General features: G+C 65.7%; 18 protein-coding genes and 1 pseudogene. 8 read left to right on the top strand and 11 right to left on the bottom strand.

Going from position 1 to position 16752, the window contains the following annotated elements; translation table 11 throughout:
• Positions 1 to 6 precede the first annotated feature (6 nt).
• The 3 genes from cysM (at position 7) to LGR64_RS19570 (ending at position 1846) form a co-directional block, all read left to right on the top strand.
• On the top strand, positions 7 to 912 hold the full coding sequence (gene cysM / locus LGR64_RS19560; RefSeq protein WP_017407070.1) for a cysteine synthase CysM: 906 nt from the start codon (positions 7 to 9) through the stop codon (positions 910 to 912).
• A gap of 77 nt (positions 913 to 989) precedes the next feature.
• On the top strand, positions 990 to 1592 hold the full coding sequence (locus tag LGR64_RS19565) for an NUDIX hydrolase (RefSeq protein ID WP_013803642.1): 603 nt from the start codon (positions 990 to 992) through the stop codon (positions 1590 to 1592).
• A gap of 26 nt (positions 1593 to 1618) precedes the next feature.
• Positions 1619 to 1846: a sulfurtransferase TusA family protein gene (locus LGR64_RS19570; protein WP_012204137.1), complete on the top strand. Its 228-nt coding sequence runs from the start codon at positions 1619 to 1621 to the stop codon at positions 1844 to 1846.
• An 84-nt stretch (positions 1847 to 1930) separates the two neighbouring features.
• On the opposite strand, the gene galU is transcribed toward LGR64_RS19570, so the two are convergent.
• The 3 genes from galU to LGR64_RS19585 form a co-directional block, all read right to left on the bottom strand.
• Entirely contained in the window at positions 1931 to 2818 is an 888-nt protein-coding gene (galU, locus tag LGR64_RS19575; RefSeq protein WP_230356651.1) for a UTP--glucose-1-phosphate uridylyltransferase GalU, read from the bottom strand.
• A 223-nt stretch (positions 2819 to 3041) separates the two neighbouring features.
• A complete protein-coding gene (locus LGR64_RS19580; RefSeq protein ID WP_230356653.1) occupies positions 3042 to 5954 on the bottom strand; it encodes a valine--tRNA ligase in 2913 nt (970 codons plus the stop codon).
• A gap of 146 nt (positions 5955 to 6100) precedes the next feature.
• Positions 6101 to 6730, bottom strand: coding sequence for a VOC family protein (locus LGR64_RS19585; RefSeq protein WP_012204140.1), 630 nt, complete (start codon positions 6728 to 6730; stop codon positions 6101 to 6103).
• 246 nt (positions 6731 to 6976) lie between these two features.
• Between LGR64_RS19585 and LGR64_RS19590 the strand changes: the two genes are divergently transcribed.
• From LGR64_RS19590 to LGR64_RS19600, 3 genes are read left to right on the top strand one after another with little or no spacing between them, the layout of a single operon-like run.
• A complete protein-coding gene (locus LGR64_RS19590) occupies positions 6977 to 7870 on the top strand; it encodes a cation diffusion facilitator family transporter (protein ID WP_230356655.1) in 894 nt (297 codons plus the stop codon).
• Positions 7871 to 7907: 37 nt separating this feature from the next.
• Positions 7908 to 8156: a DUF1272 domain-containing protein gene (locus LGR64_RS19595; RefSeq protein ID WP_071957066.1), complete on the top strand. Its 249-nt coding sequence runs from the start codon at positions 7908 to 7910 to the stop codon at positions 8154 to 8156.
• 19 nt (positions 8157 to 8175) lie between these two features.
• On the top strand, positions 8176 to 8529 hold the full coding sequence (locus LGR64_RS19600; RefSeq protein ID WP_141829470.1) for a hypothetical protein: 354 nt from the start codon (positions 8176 to 8178) through the stop codon (positions 8527 to 8529).
• Positions 8530 to 8544: 15 nt separating this feature from the next.
• Here LGR64_RS19600 and LGR64_RS19605 read toward each other — a convergent pair whose 3' ends face one another.
• The 3 genes from LGR64_RS19605 to LGR64_RS19615 are packed head-to-tail and all read right to left on the bottom strand — an operon-like array spanning position 8545 to position 9984.
• Positions 8545 to 8952: a ribosomal maturation YjgA family protein gene (locus LGR64_RS19605; RefSeq protein ID WP_230356657.1), complete on the bottom strand. Its 408-nt coding sequence runs from the start codon at positions 8950 to 8952 to the stop codon at positions 8545 to 8547.
• Positions 8953 to 8972: 20 nt separating this feature from the next.
• Complete coding sequence (locus LGR64_RS19610) at positions 8973 to 9320, bottom strand: antibiotic biosynthesis monooxygenase family protein (RefSeq protein WP_230356659.1); 348 nt, start codon at positions 9318 to 9320, stop codon at positions 8973 to 8975.
• Positions 9321 to 9354: 34 nt separating this feature from the next.
• Complete coding sequence (locus tag LGR64_RS19615; protein ID WP_230356661.1) at positions 9355 to 9984, bottom strand: FMN-binding negative transcriptional regulator; 630 nt, start codon at positions 9982 to 9984, stop codon at positions 9355 to 9357.
• 101 nt (positions 9985 to 10085) lie between these two features.
• Between LGR64_RS19615 and pdxR the strand changes: the two genes are divergently transcribed.
• Entirely contained in the window at positions 10086 to 11603 is a 1518-nt protein-coding gene (gene pdxR / locus LGR64_RS19620) for a MocR-like pyridoxine biosynthesis transcription factor PdxR (RefSeq protein WP_230356665.1), read from the top strand.
• A 30-nt stretch (positions 11604 to 11633) separates the two neighbouring features.
• Here the strand turns inward: pdxR and LGR64_RS19625 are convergent, their stop codons facing one another.
• Both LGR64_RS19625 and LGR64_RS28675 read right to left on the bottom strand, forming a co-directional pair.
• Complete coding sequence (locus LGR64_RS19625; protein WP_230356667.1) at positions 11634 to 13808, bottom strand: beta strand repeat-containing protein; 2175 nt, start codon at positions 13806 to 13808, stop codon at positions 11634 to 11636.
• A gap of 57 nt (positions 13809 to 13865) precedes the next feature.
• A pseudogene (locus tag LGR64_RS28675) lies at positions 13866 to 14369 on the bottom strand (midcut-by-XrtH protein); the annotation flags it as partial.
• 91 nt (positions 14370 to 14460) lie between these two features.
• On the opposite strand from LGR64_RS28675, the gene LGR64_RS19635 reads away from it, so the two are divergent.
• Complete coding sequence (locus tag LGR64_RS19635) at positions 14461 to 14694, top strand: hypothetical protein (protein WP_230356670.1); 234 nt, start codon at positions 14461 to 14463, stop codon at positions 14692 to 14694.
• On the opposite strand, the gene LGR64_RS19640 is transcribed toward LGR64_RS19635, so the two are convergent.
• The 3 genes from LGR64_RS19640 to LGR64_RS19650 form a co-directional block, all read right to left on the bottom strand.
• Positions 14681 to 15259 carry a YceI family protein gene (locus tag LGR64_RS19640; RefSeq protein ID WP_012204149.1) on the bottom strand — a complete coding sequence of 193 codons (579 nt, stop codon included), beginning with the start codon at positions 15257 to 15259 and terminating at the stop codon, positions 14681 to 14683. The two genes, LGR64_RS19635 and LGR64_RS19640, sit on opposite strands and share 14 nt — an antisense overlap.
• Positions 15260 to 15328: 69 nt before the next feature.
• Positions 15329 to 15901, bottom strand: coding sequence for a YceI family protein (locus tag LGR64_RS19645; protein ID WP_230356673.1), 573 nt, complete (start codon positions 15899 to 15901; stop codon positions 15329 to 15331).
• Positions 15902 to 15993: 92 nt separating this feature from the next.
• Positions 15994 to 16587 (bottom strand): cytochrome b, encoded by a 594-nt coding sequence (locus LGR64_RS19650; protein ID WP_192366948.1) that lies wholly within the window; start codon positions 16585 to 16587, stop codon positions 15994 to 15996.
• Positions 16588 to 16752 lie beyond the last annotated feature (165 nt).

A 16752-nucleotide genomic window follows, 5' to 3' on the forward strand; every position in this document is an offset into this window, starting at 1 on the left:
GAGGCTATGAAAATTTATCCGACCATCGAAGACGCCATCGGCCGCACGCCCCTGGTGGCATTGCAGCGCATCGGTGCGCAGTCTCGCCAGGAACGTGGCAACGTGGTGCTGGGCAAGCTGGAAGGCAACAACCCGGCCGGTTCGGTCAAGGACAGGCCGGCCCTGTCGATGATCCGCCGCGCCGAAGAGCGCGGCGACATCAAGCCCGGCGACACGCTGATCGAGGCCACCTCGGGCAATACCGGCATTGCGCTGGCCATGGCCGCCACGATCAAGGGCTACCGGATGGTGCTGATCATGCCCGAGGACCTGTCCATCGAGCGTGCCCAGACGATGAAGGCCTACGGCGCCGAGCTGATCCTCACGCCCAAGAGCGGCGGCATGGAATACGCGCGCGACCTGGCCGACCAGATGGTGGCCCAGGGCAAGGGCGTGGTGCTCGACCAGTTCGGCAACCCCGACAACCCGCGCATCCACTACGAGACCACCGGTCCCGAGCTGTGGGAGCAGACCGGCGGCGAGATCACGCATTTCGTGAGCGCCATGGGCACCACGGGCACGATCACCGGCGTGGCGAAGTTCCTCAAGGAAAAGAACCCGGCCATCCGCATCGTGGGCGCCCAGCCGGCCGAAGGCTCGCGCATCCCCGGCATCCGCAAGTGGCCCGAGGAATACATGCCCAAGATCTACGACGCCTCGCTGATCGACGAGACCGTGCTCGTGGGCCAGGACGATGCCGAGGACATGGCGCGCCGCCTGGCGCGCGAGGAAGGCATCTTTGCCGGCATCTCGGCGGCGGGCGCCTGTTGGGTGGCCCAGCAGATTGCCGAGCGCGAGAACAACGCCACCATCGTCTTCGTGGTCTGCGACCGCGGCGACCGCTATCTGTCCACGGGCGTCTTCCCCGCCTGACGCAGCCACAGGCCCGCCTTCTGGCGGGCCTTCCTGTTTGCATTGAGCCAGGACAGCAAAAAACCAGGAACAGCCCCATGCACTATGAAACCCGCTATTGCACGCACTGCGCAACGCCCCTGCAGTGGGTGATCCAGGCCGAGGACGGCGGCGATGTATCGCGCCTGCGCTGCCCCGAGTGCGGCTGGACGCACTGGAACAATCCCACGCCGGTGCTGGCCGCCATCGTGGAGCTGGACGGCAAGGTGCTGCTGGCGCGCAATGCGGCCTGGCCCGAGAAGGTCTTCGGGCTGATCACGGGCTTCATGGAAGCCGGCGAGTCGCCCGAGGAGGGCGTGGCACGCGAGGTGGCGGAGGAAACCGGCCTGCAGGCCGAGTCGCTGGAGCTGATCAGCGTGCATGAGTTCCTGCGCATGAACCAGGTGATCATCGCCTTCCATGTGCGCGCCAGCGGCCAGGTGCGGCTGTCGCCCGAGTTGCTGGAGTACCGCCTGCTGGAGCCCGAGAAAGTCCAGGCCTGGCCTTCGGGCACGGGCATGGCGCTGGCCAAGTGGCTGCGCAGCCGGGGGCATGATCCTGTGATCCGTGACTTCTGGAAGCGTGCCGAGCAGGCCCAGGAGGCTGAAGCGAGTCGCGCCGATCAAGACACTGCTGCGGGCCTCAGCCGCGATGCCGCCTAGAATCCCAGGCTCAAGAGGTGCATCCGATGGAAATTCACAAGGAAATCGACACGCGCGGGCTCAACTGCCCGCTGCCCATTCTCAAGGCCAAGAAGGCGCTGGCCGAACTGGACAGCGGCCAGCTGCTCAAGGTGGTGGCCACGGATACCGGATCGCTGCGCGACTTCCAGGCCTTCGCCAAGCAGACCGGCAATGAACTGGTGGAGCAGCAGACCGTGGGTGCGGAGTTCATCCATATCCTGCGCCGGCGTTGAGCGGCTGCACGCGGTTCGCTCCAAAGAAAAAGGCCTGCTTTCGCAGGCCTTTTGCATGGGACAGGGTGGCTCTGAGGCCCGGCCTCAGATGCTCAGGCCCCGCAGGTATTCGCGGAAGCTCGCGCCCACATCCTCGTGCTGCAGCGCCAGTTCCACCGTGGCCTGCAAAAAGCCTTCCTTGCTGCCGCAGTCGTAGCGCTTGCCCTGGTACTGGAAGGCGTAGACGGCTTCATGGGCCATCAGGCGTTCGATGGCGTCCGTCAGCTGGATCTCGCCGCCCACGCCCTTGGGCTGGTTGCGGATCTCCTCGAAGATGGCCGGTGTCAGCACGTAGCGGCCAGCCACACCCATGCGCGAGGGGGCCTTCTCGGGCGCGGGCTTTTCCACGATCTTCTCGATGCGCATCAGCGAACCGCCAGCCGGCTCGCCAGCCACGATGCCATAGCGCTTGGTCTGCTCCAGCGGCACTTCCTGCACGGCCAGCAGGGAGCGGCCCTGCTTGTGGAAGGCCGACGTCATCTGCGCCATCACGCCGGGGCCGCCAAGCTCGCCCACCATCAGGTCGTCGGCCAGCAGCACGGCAAAGGGCTCGTTGCCCACCAGCGGCTCGGCGCACAGCACGGCATGGCCCAGGCCCAGCGAGCGCGGCTGGCGTACGAACAGGCAGTTCATGTCGGCGGGGCTGATGCTGCGCACCAGCTCCAGCATGGCCTGCTTGCCGGCGTTCTCCAGCTCGTTTTCCAGCTCGTAGGCGGTGTCGAAATGGTCCTCGATGGCGCGCTTGCTGCGGCCGGTGACGAAGATCATGTCGCGGATGCCGGCCTCGTAGGCCTCTTCCACGGCGTACTGGATCAGCGGCTTGTCCACCACGGGCAGCATCTCCTTGGGAGAGGCCTTGGTGGCGGGCAGAAAGCGCGTGCCGAGCCCGGCAACGGGAAACACGGCTTTGCGGACACGGGTCTGATTACTCATGAAAATCTTGGGATTCAGGTGATGGAAAAAGCGTGCGGCTTTGCGTCTTCTTCGCTAAGTGTCTCAGCTTTCATTGTGCGACTTGATGCCCTCGGACGATGAAACTGGCGCAGCCCAAGATCAGGGACACCGAGGAAGGGCCGCCCCGCGCCGAGGGTGTCGTCCCCCTCCCGCGAAGCGAGAGAGGGGGAAGCGGCACAGCCGCTCAGGGGGAGATTCCATGTCAACCCAGGCGGGCGAGTTGTTCTTGGATGCGGATCAGCGTGGCACCGAAGTCGGCCACGCGCTTCTTTTCCTGGTCGATGACGGCCGGGGGCGCTTTGGCCACGAAGGCCTCGTTGCCCAGCTTGACATTGGCCTTGGTGATCTCGCCTTCCAGGCGTGCGGCCTCCTTGGACAGGCGGGCCTTTTCGGCGGCCACGTCGATCTCCACGAACAGCGCCAGGCGCGCCTCGCCCACCACGCAGACCGGCGCGGCCTGGGCGGCCTCGGCCCAGGCGGCTTCGTCGTCGAACACCTTGACCTCGCTGAGCTTGGCCAGGTTTTGCAGCACGGCGGCATTGGTGCGCAGGAACTGTGCTTCGTCGGCCGAGCTGGCCACGGCCAGCAGCGGCAGGCGCTGGGCCGGCGACACGCCCATCTCGCCGCGCAGCGTGCGGCAGGCGTCGATCATCTGCTTGATGCGACCCACGTAGGCGATGGCGGCCTCGTCGATCTTCTCGGGCTGGGCCTCGGGGTAGCGGGCCACGGCCACGGACTCGCCGGGCAGGCCGGCGACCGGGGCGACCTTCTGCCACAGGGCTTCGGTCACGAACGGGATGATGGGGTGGGCCAGGCGCAGGATGGCCTCCAGCGTGCGGATCAGCGTGCGGCGCGTGGCGCGCTGCTGGGCCTCGTTGCCGGTCTGGATCTGCACCTTGGCGATTTCCAGGTACCAGTCGCAGAACTCGTTCCAGACGAAGTCGTACAGCGCGTTGGCCACGTTGTCCAGGCGGAATTCGGCAAAGCCCTTGGCCACTTCGGCCTCGACCTTCTGCAGCTGCGAGGCGATCCAGCGGTCGGACTGGCTGAACTGCATGTAGCCCGCGAACTCGCCGCCGGCCTGGCATTGCTCCTTGGTGTGGGGCAGCAGGCCGCAGTCATGGCCTTCGCAGTTCATCAGCACGAAGCGGCTGGCGTTCCACAGCTTGTTGCAGAAGTTGCGGTAGCCCTCGCAGCGCTTGCTGTCGAAGTTGATGGAGCGGCCCAGCGAGGCCAGGGCCGCGAAGGTGAAGCGCAGCGCGTCGGCACCGTAGGCGGGAATGCCCTCGGGGAATTCCTTTTGCGTGTTCTTGCGCACCTGGGGCGCGGTCTCGGGGCGGCGCAGGCCCTGCGTGCGCTTGTCCAGCAGGGTGTCCAGGTCGATGCCGTCGATCAGGTCCACGGGGTCGAGCACGTTGCCCTCGGACTTGCTCATCTTCTTGCCCTGGGCGTCACGCACCAGGCCATGCATGTAGACATGGCGGAAGGGCACGCGGCCCGTGAAGTGCGTGGTCATCATGATCATCCGGGCGACCCAGAAGAAGATGATGTCGTAGCCCGTGACCAGCACCGAGCTGGGCAGGTAGAGGTTGTAGTCATCGTCGGCCGCCTCGGTCTGGTTCGGCCAGCCCATGGTGGAGAACGGCACCAGGGCCGAGGAGTACCAGGTGTCCAGCACGTCCTCGTCGCGCGTGAGCGTCTTGCCGGGGGCCTGGGCGCGGGCTTCTTCCTCGGTGCGGGCCACGTAGACCTTGCCGTCCTCGTCGTACCAGGCGGGAATCTGGTGGCCCCACCACAGCTGGCGCGAGATGCACCAGTCCTGGATGTTGTTCATCCACTGGTTGTAGGTGTTGACCCAGTTCTCGGGCACGAACTGCACCTGGCCGCTGGAGACGGCATCGATGGCCTTCTGCGCGATGGACTTGCCGGTGGCATCGCCTTCGCCCACCTTGTTCATGGCCACGAACCACTGGTCGGTCAGCATGGGCTCGATCACCTGGCCCGTGCGCGTGCAGATGGGCACCATGAGCTTGTGCTTCTTGGTCTCGACCAGCAGGCCGGCCGCGTCCAGGTCGGCCACGATGGCCTTGCGCGCCACGAAGCGGTCCATGCCGCGGTACTTCTCGGGCGCCTCGTCGTTGATGGTGGCCGTCAGCGTCAGCACGCAGATCATCGGCAGGCCGTGGCGCTGGCCCACGGCGTAGTCGTTGTTGTCATGCGCAGGCGTGACCTTGACCACGCCCGTGCCGAACTCGCGGTCCACGTAGTCGTCGGCAATGATGGGGATCTCGCGGCCCACCAGGGGCAGGATCACGGTCTTACCGATCAGCGCCTGGTAGCGCTCGTCCTCGGGGTGCACCATCAGGGCTGCGTCGCCCAGCATGGTTTCCGGGCGCGTGGTGGCCACCACGAGCTGGCCCGAGCCGTCGGCCAGCGGGTAGGCGATGTGCCACAGCGAGCCGTCCTTTTCCTCGTTCTCGACCTCGAGGTCGGAGACGGCGGACATCAGCTTGGGGTCCCAGTTCACCAGGCGCTTGCCGCGGTAGATCAGGCCCTGCTGGTACAGGCGCACGAAGGTCTCGTTGACGATGGACGACAGCTTGTCGTCCATGGTGAAGTACTCGCGGCTCCAGTCCACGCTGTCGCCCATGCGGCGCATCTGGCCGGTGATGGTGTTGCCGCTCTGGTTCTTCCACTCCCAGACCTTGCTCACGAAGTTCTTGCGCGCCTCGGGAGGCGTCGCGCCCATGTCGTGGCGGCTGGCGATGCCCTGCTCCTGCAGCTGGCGTTCCACCACGATCTGCGTGGCGATGCCCGCGTGGTCGGTGCCGGGCACCCAGACCGTGTTGTGGCCCTTCATGCGGTGGTAGCGCGTGAGGCTGTCCATGATGGTCTGGTTGAACGCATGGCCCATGTGCAGCGTGCCCGTCACATTGGGCGGCGGCAGCTGGACGGAGAACGATGGCTGGGATGCATCTGCCTGGCCCGTGCCGCGCACGCCGGCTGCGCCGTAGCCGCGCTTTTCCCATTCAGGGCCCCATTGGGCCTCGATGGCGGCGGGTTCAAACGATTTGGACAGGCTGTCGAGGCCTGGCTGGGCAATGGTGTCGCTCATGGCTTGCTTGCGGGGAATTGTGCGAATGGCGTTTGGCAAATGAAAACGGCATCCGTTGAAGGGATGCCGTCTGCATATGCGAAATGGATGACGGTTTGACGGGGATTCTACCGACCCCGTCCGCCTGCCTGTTCGCCGGGTTTTATTCAGGCCGCTGCGTCGGGGACGAACTCGGGCCGGTCGTTGCTCTGGGGCTTGAGCGGCTGGGCGGCCTTGCCTTCGGCGCGTTCCTTGCGCCATTGCTCCTTGCGTGCCGTCCACTCGTTCAGGCGGGCGTGGGCGGTGGTGCTTTCGCGCGCCATCTGCACTTCGTCGGCCAGTTGGGCCGACAGCTCCAGGCGGATGCCGTTGGGATCGAAGAAATAGATGCTCTTGAAGATGTGGTGGTCGGTCACGCCCAGCACCTCGATGCCGTGCGCCACCAGGCGTGCCTTGGTGTTCTCCAGTTCCTCGACGGTGTCCACGCGGAAGGCGATGTGGTTGATCCACAGCGGCGTGTTGGGCGAGGGCAGGGCCTTTTCGTCGTCGCCGATGTCGAAGAAGGCGATGAACGACCCATCCTTCAGGCGGAAGAAGAAATGCGTGTAGGGGCAGTACTCGCCCGTGCTGGGCACGTAGTCGCTCTGGATGATGTGATAGAGCGGCAGGCCCAGGATGTCCTCGTAGAAGTGGCGGGTCTCCTCGGCATCGCGGGCCTTGTAGGCGTAGTGGTGCAGCTGCTGCACGGCGGCGGGCGGTGGCAGTGTGGACAGGTCGGGACGGGCGCTTGTGTTCATCGAATGTCTCCTTGGTGGATGTGTTAATTCTACTATTCGTAATCAATTTACCTAAGTGAAATGTTGCGATGGATGCAGGGATATGCGCGCTGCGGTGTCCGGGCCACCTGCGGTGCCAGGTTGCTGGCAGTACTTGACCTTCAAGTCACTTCACGCTTTCTCATGGAGGTTCGTGCCCCTGCCTGCCATGGACGCCATCGGTGCAGCGGCCCTCTGTTCACAACCGTTTTCAAGTCAAGGAATCTCATGAGCGACAGCCATCAGCACGGCGACGTGCGTGCCCTGCCTGAATCCCGTCTCTGGTTTGCCTTCGGATTGACCGGCACCTTCATGGTGGTGGAAATCATCGGCGGCATGGTCACGGGCAGCCTGGCCCTGATCTCCGACGCCATGCACATGCTGACCGACGCGATGGCGCTGCTGCTGGCCCTGGTGGCCATACGCGCCGGCCGCAAGGCAGCCGACCTGCTGCGCACCTACGGCTATGCGCGCTTCGAGATCCTGGCCGCCGCCGTCAACGCGCTGGTGCTGCTGGGCGTAGCCTTCTACATCCTGTATGAAGCCTATCGCCGGCTGTCGGCACCTGCAGAAATCCAGTCCCTGGGCATGATGGCGGTGGCGGCCGTGGGCCTGGTGATCAACCTGCTCTCCATGCGCCTGCTGTCGGGTGGCAAGGACGAGAGCCTGAACGTGAAGGGCGCGTATCTGGAGGTATGGGCGGACATGCTGGGTTCGGTCGGCGTACTCGCCGGTGCCGCGCTGATCTGGCTGACGGGCTGGCGGTGGATCGACTCGGTGGTGGCCGTGGGCATCGGCTTCATGGTGTTTCCGCGGACCTGGACCCTGCTGCGCGAGTGCATCAACATCCTGCTGGAAGGCGTGCCCTCGGGGATGAGCCTGCAGGCGGTGCGCGAGACGATTGCGGGCACGGCGGGCGTGGCAGCGATCCACGATGTCCACCTGTGGGCGGTCACGCAGAGCAAGCCCATGCTGACCGGCCATGTGGTGCTGCTGCCCGGGGCGGACGGCGAGCAGGTGCGCCGCGATATCGAAGACAGGCTGCAGGCCGGCTTCGACCTGCACCATACGACGCTGCAGATGGAGAGCGAGGACCGCTCCCCGGCAGAGCACATCCACTAGGATGCCAGTCTTCATGGACCACACCCGGAGTGCACCGATGCTTGAGCTTCGACCCAACTGCGAATGCTGCGACAAGGACCTGCCGCCAGAGTCTGCCGAGGCTCGCATCTGCACCTTCGAGTGCACGTTCTGTGCCGGCTGTGCGGATCATGTGCTGCACGGCGCCTGCCCCAACTGCGGTGGCGAGCTGGTGGCCAGGCCGCGCCGGCCGGCGGACAGGCTGGAGCGGTATCCGGCCTCTACGAAGCGGGTGCTCAAGGCCGGCGGCTGCGCTGTACGGGCCTGATCCGGCGCGGAGCCATCGATTGCAGTACCAGTACCACGATGGACTGCTGGAGCAGGTGCGCCTGGGTGTGGCGGCCCGGAGCGTGGAACTGTGCTTCTTTCTCTATGCCGTGTTCGACAGGCCGCAGGCCAGGGTAGCCATCCGCCTTGAACGGATCGTCAACTTTCCTGCCGTGCAGGCGTACTTTGCCGACGTCCAGCGCGACGCAGCCGCAGAGATGGATGACTGCCTGGACCGCTGCGAAGTGCTGCAGCGGGATACGAAGAGGCCTTCGTCAGCAATGGCGCAGCATCTGTTCTTGCAGCTGTCCCACTATGGGCGGCTGAAAATCCACTGCGAATCCGTTGTCGAGGAGTTTGTTCCAGAGCCGTAGCGGACCGCTGCGGGTTTATGCCGTGAAGACGGGACGCCTGCGGCCACGGAACGCAGCCTCCACCGCCAGCACGGCTGCAAAACCCATCACATAGGCCAGCACATCCCACCAGTCGGCCGTGCTGCCCAGCACGATGCGCAGCGCTCGGTTGGGAATGTGCAACTGGAAGGTCGATGCCAGGAACTGGCCCAGCTCCACCAGCAGGCCCACGCACAGCGCGGCCGATGCCAGCGTCAGCACGCGCGCGGCGATCGCGGTCTTGAACACGGCATAGACCCAGGCCACGGCCATCACGTCGCCAAAGAAGCTGCGCACCCAGCCCCAGTGCGCGCCGACGGTGGCCAGCAGCACGAGCAAGACAAACAGGGCCACCGCCCACGCCAGGGAAACAGGATCAAAACGCCATCGCATGGCCGCCATCATCGGGCCAAAAGCGGGTCCGGTCAGCGAGCCGGGTGCGCAGTGCCTTGCGCAGCGGTGGCCAGCGGGTGCGCTATCCCGCCATCGCCGTAGCTGCCCACCACCTGGGCGATCACCACCTGGTAGCCCTTGAGCCAGCGCGCCTGCTGCCGCTTGGCTTCGAGGTGCGCAGGGTGGCGCATCAGCTCTTGCAGCGCCTCCCAGGTCTGCCAGTAGTAGACGTTGGAGACCAGGCCTGTGGCGGGGTTCTCCCAGGCCTCTTCGCCCAGGTAGCCGGGGATGGCGCGGGCGATCTCGGCAATCCGGCCGTCAAGGGCATGGAATGGCGCGTCGTATTCGCCCGGCGCGAAGGTAAAGGTGGATGTGTACATCGGTGGTTGGCAATCTGTGTGAGGACGGCTGGCGCTAGATGCGCGGCGCTGCATCCATGGCACCGGCCAGCGGCTCCTGTCCGCGCTCGCGAAGCGCGCCGATGGCGCCTTCCAGGTCGCGGGCCTGCCGGTTCTGACTGAGCTTGGCCTTGCCCTCCAGGCGGGTGATGCGGATCTGCAGGCCGACGATGGCCTGCAGCATGCCGTCGATGAATTCACGCGGCGAGTCGGACATCTTCCAGGGCTGGGCCAGCGATGCCTCATGGACCCGCGTGAGCCGCCCGACCAGGCCGCGCACGAATCTCTCGTCGTCATGGATGCTGATTTGCCCGTGCACATGCACGGCCTCGTAGTTCCAGGTGGGCACCAGGCGGTGCGTCTCGTGCTTGCTTGGATACCAGCTGGGCGAGATATAGCCTTCGGCGCCACGGAAAACGACCAGCACCTCGGCGCCGTCGCGGCACTGCTGCCACAGCGGATTGGCGCGGGCCACATGGGCGCTCAGCGTGCCCATCTCCCCTGGGGCCGCATCCAGCAGGAACGGCAGGTGGTTGGCGTCCAGCACGCCGTTGGCCTGGGTGACGAGCATGCCCAGGGGGTGGCTGCGGATCAGGCCCTGCAGGCTGTCGGAATCGGTGAGGGAGAAATGGGCGGGCGTGTACATGGGCGCTTCCTGGGCTGGTGTGCCGGCATCGGGGGAAACCGGACTATCCACCATCCCTGGCACAATGAAAAATCCAGTTTTGTGATTTTTTGGCAGACCAGTTGAAGTCCCATTTCGCCGCCGATACCGGGGCAGCGCCCAGCGCCCGCCGCATCCACGAATGGCTGAAATCCCAGATGGCCGACGGCAGCCTGGCCGTGGGCGCGCGCCTGCCTTCCACCCGCGCGCTGGCGCTGGACCTGGGGGTGTCGCGCACCACCATCACGGCGGCCTACGAGCAGCTTGCGGCCGAGGGCTATCTGGAGACTGCACAGGGCGCCCGGGCGCGCGTGGCAGCTGGCGCGGAGCAGCGCAGCCGCGCGCCCCGCATTGCGGCTGCGGCGCAGGATTGCCGATCCCGCCTGTCTTCCTATGGGCAGCGGGTGGATGCGCTGGCGTCAGCCCTGCCACCGGCAGCAGGCGATGGTGGGCCGGCCCCGATCGACTTTCTCTACGGCGCCCTGGCCTTTGACGACTTTCCTACGCTGGCCTGGCGGCGCGCCTACAACCGCGCCATCGTGCAGCGCCAGTCTTCCCTGTCCTACGACGCGCCCGAAGGCGAGCCGGCGCTGCGCATGGCGCTGCAAGGCTATCTGCGCCGGGCGCGGGGGCTTGTCTGTTCGGCCGATCAGATCGTGGTGGTGCAGGGCTCGCAGCAGGCCATCGACCTGTGCGCACGCGTGCTGGTCGATCCGGGCGAGACCGTGCTGATGGAAGAGCCCTGCTACCTGATGGCGCGCCGCGTGTTCGAGGCCCAGGGCGCATGCCTGCAGGAAATGGCCGTCGATGAACAGGGCCTGGATACCTCGGCGCTGGCCGGGCGCCAGGCGCGGCTGGCCTATGTCACGCCCTCGCACCAGTTTCCGCTGGGCGGCGTGCTGCCCATAGGCCGCAGGCAGCAACTGCTGGCCTGGGCGCGCGCCACGGGTGCCTGGATTCTGGAGGATGACTACGACGGCGAATTCCGCTACGGGCTGCGCCCCATCGACGCCCTGCAGTCCATTGACGAGGTGGGTTGCGTCATCCATGTCGGCACTTTCTCCAAGGCCTTGTCGCCGCAGATGCGCATGGGCTACCTGGTGCTGCCGCCGTCCCTGGTGCCCGTGTTCCGGGAAGCCCGGCGGCTGGCCGACCGGCATGCGCCGCGCCTGGACCAGCTGGTGCTGGCCGCGCTGATCGAGGACGGCAGCTACGAGCGCCATGTGCGCGCTGCCCGCCGTCGCAACGAAGGCCGGCGGGCGGCATTGCTGCAGGCGCTGGAGCGGCACCTGCCGGGCGCGGTGCAGGTCGAAGGCTCGGCCTCCGGCCTGCATGTGGTGGCCTGGGTGCCTGCCGTGCATCAGCGCGATGAGATTGCCCTGGTGCGGTTGGCGCGAGAGCGTGGCGTGGGCGTTCGCCCCATCTCGCCGCTCTATGCGGCCGGCGATGCCCATCGCCGCCAGTCCTGCGCCGGGTTGGTCCTGGGTTATGCGAGCCTGCAGCCGCAGGCCATAGAGCAAGGGGTGCGCCGGCTGGCGGGCGTGGTGCGGGATGGACAGAAAAAAGGCGGGGCCTTCGAGGCCCCGCCTTGCCGACGCTGAGGTTTCCGGGTATTGCCGCAGCGCCTGCAATCAGGTGGCGCTGCAGAGAACGAGCGTGGAACTCACGCTGCCAGCGGGCTTCCCGCCTGTGCCCGCATAGCCGTTGGGCAGCGTCGTCGAGCCATTCAGCGTGAAGGCGACGCTGATGGACAGCGTGGTTCTGAACGCGATCGTCGCCCCAGCCGGCAGTGCCGAGGTCAGGGTGACCTGGCGGGAGGTTGCGGAAAGTACCGACACGCTGGCTGTGCCTCCCGTCACACTGAACACACCGATGTTGGCGACTCCCGAACCGATGATGGTCACCGTGGTGCCGACGGGAAGCGGCGCAGAGCCTGCCGTGAGGGTGAAGCCGGGGCCAAGGACGCCAAGCACACCACAGCTGCCATCGAGGTGGTAGGCGCCAATGTCGATGGAACCCGAGACCGTGATCGACAAGGCTGCGGTGTCGGTGTTGCTGCCCTGGATGGTGACATTGGTCGGCCCCTCGTCCGAACCTGCGGTGAAGGTCACCGTGCAAGTCACCCCGGCCGGCAGCGACAGCCCGCAGGTGTTGCCGGAAACGGACAGCCCACTGCCGCCGGGGATGGTGGCGCCGATATTGGCGGCGGCATTCGATCCCGTGTTGGTGATGGTCACGAAGCCCGTGCCGCCAGGAGCAATCGTCAGGGTCGATGCGGAGATTCCCAGCGTGGTCGTGGTGCTGGGCGCCGTCACCGTGAATGGCACGGTCGTGGCAGACGTGTTGCTGCCCGCAAAGCTGACCGGCGTAGGACCTTCCGCTGCGCTTGCGGTCAGCGTGATGATGCAATTGGCCCCCGCTGCCAGCGATGAACCACAGGTGTTGGCCGACACCGTGATGCCGCTGCCTGCCGGAATCGTGGCCTGAACGTCGAGCGCAGGGGCCCCACCGTTGTTGGTGATGGTCACCGAGCCCGTTGTCCCTGTGTTGAACGACACGGGCGTGGTGGACATGCCCAGCGTGGTCGGCGTGACGGGCGCCGTCACCGTGACCGGCACGGTCGTGGCCAGCGTATTGCTGCCGCCGAAGCTGATGGCCGTGGGGCCTTCGGCGGCGGCCGCAGTCAGGGTGATGCCGCAGCTGGCCAAAGAGGCGAGTGCGGCACCGCACGTGTTCGACTGCACGGTGATTCCGCTACCGGCTGGCGCCGTGGCGGTCACGTTGAAGGCCGCAGAAGCGCCAGTGTTGCTGATGAGGACCGTTGTCGAACCGCCCGCAGCGAACGACAGCGGAGCGCTGGGTATCGAGAGCGTGGTCGTGGGAACGGGCACCGTCACCGTGACCTGCACGGTCGTGGTGGGCGTATTGCTGCCGCCAAAGCTGATGTTGGTCGGGCCTTCGGCAGCAGGCGCTGTCAGTGTGATCGTGCAGTTGGCCGAGGGGGCCAGGATGGCAGAGCAGGTGGTGTTGGACACCGTGATGCCGCTTCCGACCGGAATGCTGGCCTGTACGTTGAACGCGGGTGCGCTTCCGCTGTTGGTGATGGTGACCGAACCTGCACCGCCGGTGTCGAAGGACACGGGGGTGCTGGGCATGCTCAGCGTAGTCGGCGTGACGGGGTTCGTCACCGTGACAGGCATCGTCGTGGCCGGCGTGTTGCTGCCGCCGAAGCCGATGGCGGTCGGGCCTTCCGCCGAGGGCGCGGTCAACGTGATCGTGCAGTTGGCAGAGGGTGCCAGGGCGGCAGGGCAGGTGGTGTTGGACACCGTGATGCCACTGCCCGCAGGAATGCTGGCCTGCACATTGAGCGCATTTGCGCCGCCGCTGTTGGTGATGGTCACCGATCCCGTGCTGCCCGCCGCAAACGACAGCGGCGTGGCGGGAATGCTCAGCGTGGTGGTCGGGGCCGGGCCACCTGTCACGGTGACCGGGGTGGTGGTGGCTGCGGCGTTGCTGCCGGCAATGCTGACGGTGGTCGGGCCTTCCGCTGCGGGTGCCGTCAGGGTGATGGCGCAGCTGGAGCCCGCAGGCAGCGTTGCCGCGCAGCTGTTGGAGGAGATGGTGATGCCGCTGCCTGCGGGAATGGTGGCCTGCACATTGAGCGCTGCCGAACCGCCGCTGTTGCTGACGTTCACCGTGCCGGTGCTGCCTGCGGCAAATGACAGGCCGGCGCCGGGAACGCTGAGCGTGGTGGGGCTGGCGCCAGCCGTGGCCTGGGCTGCCTCGGCTCGGCAAATGGTTTCCACATTCACCCGGCATGTGCCATTGGTCGCAATGGTGTTGCCCACGGCGCAAAGAGGCGGGGGCGATGCGGGCGGTGCCCCTGGCGGCATGAGATGGGTGAAGCCCGAGGGAAAACACTGATTCAAATTCGGTGGCTGAATGGCGGTGATTTTGAGTGCCACACCGGAATCATTGGTGAAATCTTCTGCAGAAAATCCATTGATATTGCCGCCATTGACAATTTGCGCAACGAGCAATGGCCGTGTCTCGCCCGCCGGGTTGGTAAAGCTGCCCGTCAATTGGGCACGCAGATCGGGGCTGTGCCACAAAGTGGCGCACACGATGGCGCTGGTGCACAGCGCCATGAAGAGCGCCCGGTGCTGCCGGTTGCGCAGCACCAGCCAGGCGGCCATGGCCAGCCCTATGGCAAGGGCCAACAGACTCCAAGGGTTGTCCACCGGAATCGCGGTTGCCGCGACGGCGGCAGCCGGAGCGACCGTGATGCTTTGGGCATTGGCGGCCATTGGGAATGAATGGGCGGCAATGGCGGCGACAACGGCGGGGGCAATGGAGATCTGCTTCATGGGTGAATGCCAGGGAGTGATCGGAAAATGAAATTTAAAGTAAGTTTTTTGGAGTATGTCTATTTGTATCTATCGATATCGAGGAATCGTTATGCTGCGACTTCTCAATGACCGTGAAATCGCTATCAATTTGATGCATTTGCAAAGGCCGCCAATGTGCCCGCTGTTCCTCTGTGGAGCGGGTGCGAATGGAGGGCATTGGCAAGGTCTTTTCCGGGAATTCAGAAAAGGCAAAAAAAAGCCCGTGACCGGCTTGCGGATCACGGGCTTTGGGCGGCAGCGCCCTGAAAGGCACTGCGGCGGATGCGGGTTTACTGCTGCTTGACCGCTTCGATGGACATCACCAGGCGCACTTGCTTGGGGAAGCCATAGTCCACGCCGTAGTTCACGCCGAAGGCGGTGCGGTCGATCACGGCTTCGAAGTCGCCGCCGCAGGTCTCACGCTTTTGCAGCATGGCGTTGGGGTAGCAGGTGAACTTGTTGGCCTTGATGGTCACGGGCTGGGTCTTGTCCAGGATGGTCAGGTGGCCGGTGACTTCCTTGAGCTTGTCGCCGTCGAAGACGAACTTGTCGGAGACGAACTTGGCCTGGGGGAACTTGGCCACGTTGAAGATGTCGGCGCTCTTGAGGTGCTTGTCGAAGGCGGCGGTGCCCGAGCTCAGCGATTCCATTTCCAGCACGACTTCGACCTTGCCGGCCTTGGCGTCACGGTCGAATTCCACGGTGCCGCTCTTCTTGTCGAAGCGCACGCGGTTGGTCGAGGCGCCGTTGTGGTCGATCTCGAACGTGGCGAAGGTGTGCGTCGGGTCGATGGCGTAGGTTGCGGGAGCAGCCTGGACAGCGGTGGCGAACAGGCCGGCAATGGCCAGGGCAAACACGGAAGTGCGCATGAAAGAACTCCTAGGTTGGGGTTGCACGAAACGGGAAAGAAAATGGCCGATCTTGGGCAGGGACGCGGCTTACAGCTTGCCCACGCCAGTCAATGCCAGCTTGAACTGCACCTGCACCTCGTCGGCCACCATGGAGGTATCGCCCCATTCGCCTTCGCCGATCTTGAATTGCAGGCGCTTGAGCGGCAGCGTGCCGGTGGCCGTGGTCGTGGTGCCGGACTGGGCCAGTTGCACGGGAATGCTCACGTTCTGGACCTGGCCCTTGATGCTGAGCTTGCCGTCCACCTGGTACTTGCCGCTGCCCAGCGCCTTGACGGCGGTGGAGTCGAACACGGCCTGCGGGAATTTGGCGACGTTGAACCAATCCGCCTTGGGCAGTTCGGCGTCGGTTTCCTTGGCGCCCATGGTGGCGCTGCCGGTGTCCACGGTGAAGCGGATCTTGCTGGTGTCGGGCTTGGCCGTGTCGAACTGGACCTGGGCATCGAACTTCTTGAAGTGGCCCTGCAGGGGCACGCCCATCTGCTTGGCCGTGAAGTTCACGGCGCTCTGGGCGGGCACGAGCTTTTGCTCGGCCAGTGCCGCTTGGGAAGCCAGGGCCGCAGCGGCCAGGGCGATGGTGGTCAGCGTGGAGGAAAAGCGCATGGCGAGACTCCTAGGGGTCGGGAAGGTCCGGTCAGGGGGTGGCTGGGGCCGGATGGACAACGGCCCTGGCTGGCGAGAGGTTGGCGAAAGGTTCAGGCGCGGCCCGGCAGCATGCGGGAGATCAGGCCGTCGCGGTCGATGAACTGGTGCTTGAGGGCGGCGCCCACATGCATGGCAATCAGCACGACCAGGGCCCAGGCCGCCCAGCCGTGCAGGGGCTTGAGGGTTTCCGCCAGTTCGGGGCTGGCGCTCACGAAGTCAGGCAGGGGCAGCATGCCGAGGAAGACGATGGGAAAGCCGGCCGCCGAGCTGTAGGCCCAGCCCAGCAGGGGCACGGCGAAGAACAGCAGGTACATGGCGTGGTGGGTGCCGTTGTGGGCCCAGTGCTGCCATTGCGGCATGGCACGGGCCACGGCGGGCGGCAGCTCGGGCGGGCGGTGGGTGAGGCGCCAGAGCAGGCGCAGCAGGCTCAGCGTCAAAAGCGTGACGCCCAGCCACTTGTGCCAGTTGTACAGCTTCAGGCGCGAAGGGGAGAACGGCAGGCCGGTCATGTACCAGCCCAGGCCCAGGGCGGCGATCAGGCCCAGGGCCAGCACCCAGTGGGCGGCCATGGCCACGCCGGTATAGCGCGTGGCTCTGGAGGAGGATTTTGCTGGCGCGTTGGCGCGGGCTGAGGACTCTGTCATGGATGGCGGCAGGCTTTGGAACCGTTCAGGGCCCCTGTGAAGGGGCCCTGGATGGCAAAAAGGGTGCGGTGCGCTCTGCGAGAACTTCGTGCACTGCGGACAACGTGCAGTGTAGGAAGCAGCAAATCCAAAAGAGTTCAGCGGTATTGACGGCTCAATTCAAAA

It is taken from the genome of Delftia sp. Lp-1 (assembly GCF_020523835.1).
In the GTDB taxonomy this organism is placed as follows: domain Bacteria; phylum Pseudomonadota; class Gammaproteobacteria; order Burkholderiales; family Burkholderiaceae_C; genus Comamonas; species Comamonas acidovorans.